Source organism: Methanoregula sp., from assembly GCF_002835825.1.
Classification (GTDB): Archaea; Halobacteriota; Methanomicrobia; order Methanomicrobiales; family Methanospirillaceae; genus Methanoregula.
In genome coordinates, this window is record NZ_PIZH01000287.1 from 1 (window position 1) to 2,815 (window position 2,815).

Sequence of the window (2,815 nt, forward strand, 5' to 3'; positions counted from 1 at the left end):
CTGCAGGATCCCTCGAGTTCCGGACCTCACGCACGGCACATGCCAGCTGCATGCCATACGAATGGGTATCCCCCGAATACCCCTATGGCCTCTCCAAACCCGAACTTAAGCAGTGAACGTTTTCAACCATGGTGACATCACGGTGGGAGACTCTCTTAAGAAAGGGCGAGGAGATCTCCGCAGTCGTTTCAACGCTCTCTTTCGATGAGCAGAAACTCTTCAGCCTCCTTGGCGCAAAAGCCGGGGTCATCATCCCGATCTTTATCCACGACAACCTTTTCGGGTTTATCGGCTTCTTCGACCTGACGGAAAAGACCCATTCACCCGATGAGATCGAAGCGCTCCGCATCACGGCAAACCTTCTCGGGGCTGCTATCGGGTACCAGCAATCCGGGTAACAATCCTCTTCTTTTTCTTTGTCCGCGATCCAGGAACCGTCACAGGCGCCATTGTCGTGGCATCCGTGAACAATTCCCATAAAGACAGAAGGGTAGTGCCAGTCCGGAACGGTTTCCGTCCAGAAAGCATATAAAACAAAATGTAAAACATAATTTACATATACCCGTGCGAAAGCGCACCGGTATTGCAGTATCGCAAAACGAACACCAGGAAGACAAACAGCACAAACACCCAAGGATTGTCCCGATGGGACAGACACCACCTGTACCTTACCCCGCTTCATAACATGCGGGGGATTTCATCTCCTTTTTTTAAGCCAACTTCGCGGATACGCGACAGGCCCCCCTCCTGTACTCCCCTTCTTATGGGGATCGGCCCCGCCTGACTGTGTTCATGGTTACCAGGGATCTATAAGGGCATACAACGGGAACCATCCGTGAGCGACCGCTGACAACAAGCTTTGTATCATCTCCCGCCAGATAGAAGACTATCTCATGGTCCCTGTGGAAACCCCCCAGTTCGAACGGACACTTCTTGCCATTGCACTTGTCTTTATCATCATCATTGCCGTGAAGATGACCTCGTACATCATCTCGCTTATCCTGATGTCCCTGATCATCACGCTGCTTACCATACCTGCGCTCATCTGGCTGAGAAAAAAGGGAGTTTCAAGCACGCTTTCTGTTGCGGTCATCACCCTTGCGGCATGCCTGGTCATTGCAGCCATCGTATATCTCGCCGTCTTCTCCTTCCAGATACTGCTTCATGACATGCCGCAGTTCCAGCAGGAACTCACCCTGCGGCTGGATGAACTTAAGATGATCCTCTCAACGTTTGGCATCTCAATTGAGACCAACAGCTTCCGGTCCATCGATATCAGGGAGATCTTCTCGATGGGTGTTGCCGGGGTAACAACGATAACCGAGGGGCTCATGTTCCTCTTTTTTGTTGCGGTCACCTCGTTCTTCATGCTCCTTGAAGCCCCGCGGCTCACGGAGCGGTTCGAGTCACGGTATGGAAAAGATTCGCAGACCGTGAAACAGTTCGGGCGGATGTCCGGGTACATCATCGATTTTATCGTTGTCCGCACCGAGACAAACTTCATCCACGGGATCCTTTTTGGGGGATTTCTTACCATTATGGGAATCCATGGTGCGCTCCTTTGGGGACTTCTCACGTTCCTTCTCGGGTATATCCCCTACTTCGGCCTGGTGATAGCCGCGGTTCCGGCCATCTTCTTTGCGTGGCTCCAGTTCGGGATTCCCGGGGCAGTCGCGGTAGTCGTGGTCATCTGTATTCTCAACCTGATCGTGGAGAACCCGATCTTTTCCTACCTCACATCGAGGAAATACGAGATCCCGGCACTCATCGTGATCCTCTCGGTGATTTTCTGGGGCTGGCTGCTTGGGATTGTCGGGATGCTCTTTGCCATCCCGTGCACGCTCATCTGCCTGCTGGTGCTCCAGCTCTCTGACGACCTGCGCTGGATCAATGATTTTTTGGGCGTCGGGCACCTGTTTGAGGAGCACACGCAGAAAAAGGACGACTGAAGGGAGAACTCATCTCCCGGCTTATTTTTAACTGCCGGAAAAAACGTGATTACCATCAGCGGCCATTACGGACAATGACCGCCGTTTCACCCTCCCAATCGAGAGTGAGAGCCGCCGTTTCAGTAACAGCCTTCGTAAGCGGATCCCTCGCGGTCACGGTTATCAGTACGGGTTCCTTTATGATACCAGGATTATCGGAATACGTCCAGTACAGGGTCTCACCCTGGTTGATGACTACGGGGCCCCGGAGGTGCACGGTATAGTTTGGCGGATCCCATGACAGGAAGGTACCATAACTGGTATTCCATCCATATTCCGCTGTTGCTAACGACATGCGGGAACCGTTAAGCGACATGCGGATTCCCGGTGTCGAAGAAAGGATGGGAGAGTAGCGAAGGGGGGTGGCATCAATACGGAATAATCCGCTGTCCTGTGCGGGAGATTTTGGGGGAAATGCACTGCAGACGGTATCTCCGCAACCATCCCCTTGCACTACCAGCGGTGGGACAGCATCCGGTACGGGCATTGATGTACGGGCGGGCAGTCCTTCCGACGGTGTGGCTGGGGGCGTGACAGTACAGCCTGCCGTAATGGTGAGCAGGATGATCATTGCCGTCAGGAGTGAGCGGGATAACATCATACCATTCCTGTCGATGGTAGTGCTGATAAAACCGGTATATCGTCAGCAGTTCCATAAAAACCAACAGACCATATACCGGGAACAGAAAGCGGTGAATAAAGCTGTGCCTGAAAACAGGTTCCTGGGCATATTTCACCATGGTCCCTCAGGGGGTGAAATGCTGATCATGCTTCCAGGAACGGTTCCGAATGAAACGAAGGGATCTCTTTTCACTCAGGTCATGTGC

General features: G+C 52.8%; 4 protein-coding genes. 3 read left to right on the forward strand and 1 reads right to left on the reverse strand.

What is annotated here, in order from left to right:
* Nucleotides 1–128 precede the first annotated feature (128 nt).
* Both CW742_RS09915 and CW742_RS09920 read left to right on the forward strand, forming a co-directional pair.
* A complete protein-coding gene (locus tag CW742_RS09915) occupies nucleotides 129–398 on the forward strand; it encodes a GAF domain-containing protein (protein ID WP_292419847.1) in 270 nt (89 codons plus the stop codon).
* A 495-nt stretch (nucleotides 399–893) separates the two neighbouring features.
* Complete coding sequence (locus tag CW742_RS09920) at nucleotides 894–1,949, forward strand: AI-2E family transporter (RefSeq protein ID WP_292419850.1); 1,056 nt, start codon at nucleotides 894–896, stop codon at nucleotides 1,947–1,949.
* 55 nt (nucleotides 1,950–2,004) lie between these two features.
* Here CW742_RS09920 and CW742_RS09925 read toward each other — a convergent pair whose 3' ends face one another.
* Complete coding sequence (locus CW742_RS09925; RefSeq protein ID WP_292419852.1) at nucleotides 2,005–2,304, reverse strand: hypothetical protein; 300 nt, start codon at nucleotides 2,302–2,304, stop codon at nucleotides 2,005–2,007.
* Nucleotides 2,305–2,551: 247 nt separating this feature from the next.
* Between CW742_RS09925 and CW742_RS09930 the strand changes: the two genes are divergently transcribed.
* A partial coding sequence (locus CW742_RS09930; protein ID WP_292419855.1) for a hypothetical protein occupies nucleotides 2,552–2,815 on the forward strand: 264 nt, incomplete at its 3' end.

Excerpts from the sequence above, each read along its gene's own strand:
- CW742_RS09915 (WP_292419847.1), top strand. The coding sequence starts at position 129 with ATGGTGACATCACGGTGGGAGACTCTCTTAAGAAAGGGCGAGGAGATC.
- CW742_RS09920 (WP_292419850.1), top strand. The coding sequence starts at position 894 with ATGGTCCCTGTGGAAACCCCCCAGTTCGAACGGACACTTCTTGCCATT.
- CW742_RS09925 (WP_292419852.1), bottom strand. The coding sequence starts at position 2,304 with ATGTCGCTTAACGGTTCCCGCATGTCGTTAGCAACAGCGGAATATGGA.